We start from the raw sequence: 1210 nt of genomic DNA on the forward strand, positions 1-1210 counted from the left end.
CCGTCAAGGCCCCGGACGCTCGCCCGGGGCCTTGCGCTGGTGCCACCCACATCACGTCCAAGGCATACGGGCCTGCGCCGACCATGAGCAGAAATACGGCTCTTGGCATGTGTCGGTGGGTGGTGTCAGGGACGGGTCAGCCGGCTCGTCGCCGGTGTGGCCGGGCCAGCGGGTCGGGCGGGTGCATGCTGAACCGGCCGGTGTCCGGGTCGCGGGCGACGAGCCAGCCGTCCTCGTGAATTTTGTGGTGACACGTCCAGCAGGTTAAGCAGAGGTTGTCCTCGTCTGTGGGTCCCAGGTCGCGTGTTCCTTCAGGGTGGGCGGGTGGGGGAGGTTGGCGTGGTCGGTGGATCTGGCAGCGGGACGCCGGCGCGCCGCAGCCGACGCAGGTCTGGTCTCTGGCGATGACCGCGACCCGCTGAGGGCGGGTCGGCTGGCGTTGCGTGCGGCCCGCGTCGAGGACGTCCCCGTTGCGGGTTCGGTTAAGGGTGGGTGGGGGAGGTTGGCGCGGTCGGTCTCGGCGTCGCAGCAGACCATCCGCGCGGTCGCAGAGCTGACCGGGCCGACCCCGTCCAGGCGCGCCGCCGGCGCCCCCGCCTCGCCCTCCAGCGCCTCCGCGGTCGCGATCAGGATCACGTGCGGGCGCTGGACGGCGACCTGGGGCAGGTCGCCGGCGTCGAGTGAGCGTCGGGCGAGCTCGACGAGCGCGTCGGCCATCCGCTGCGGGTACGTGCGGTCGTCGGCGTGGCCGGTCCTGCGCGCCAGCGGGTCCAACGCGGCGGTCAGCGTGGCGCCGCCGAGCGGGTCCAGCTCGAACCCTCCGCGCAGGGCCCCGTCCGGGGTGTCGGCGGTCAGCGACAGCCGCCGGTTGGCCCACGCGCGCCGCTCCCGCCCGCCCAGCGCCTCAGGGTCGACCGTGTGCGTCCACTCGTCGACCCGCTCGCGGAGCCGCCGGCGGTCCAGCCCGCCGCCGCCGCCGGCGACCAGCCGGTCCAACTCTTCCCGCACGTCCGGGCGCAGCTCCTTGGCGGCCTGCACCGCGACCTGCGCCTGCCCCAGACCGATCGTCCCCGCGCGGACCGCGGCGGCGGTCTCGGGCAGTGACTCCAGCCCGACCGCCGTCTCCGCCTGCGCGCGCGCCTCCCCCCGGGTCAGCCGCAGCCGCCGCGCCAGCAGGTCCGCCGTCGACCGCGCCCCCTCGGCCCGCCAC

1 protein-coding gene is annotated in these 1210 nt (G+C 75.5%); it reads right to left on the reverse strand.

Annotated elements, in window-relative coordinates; all coding sequences use genetic code 11:
* Window positions 1-264: 264 nt before the first annotated feature.
* Window positions 265-1210: DUF222 domain-containing protein (locus tag ACREP4_RS16970; protein WP_431597376.1), on the reverse strand; the 946-nt coding region annotated here is incomplete at its 5' end.

The sequence above is a fragment of the Stenotrophomonas sp. genome (genome assembly GCF_050737575.1).
Taxonomy (GTDB): Bacteria; Pseudomonadota; Gammaproteobacteria; order Xanthomonadales; family Xanthomonadaceae; genus Stenotrophomonas.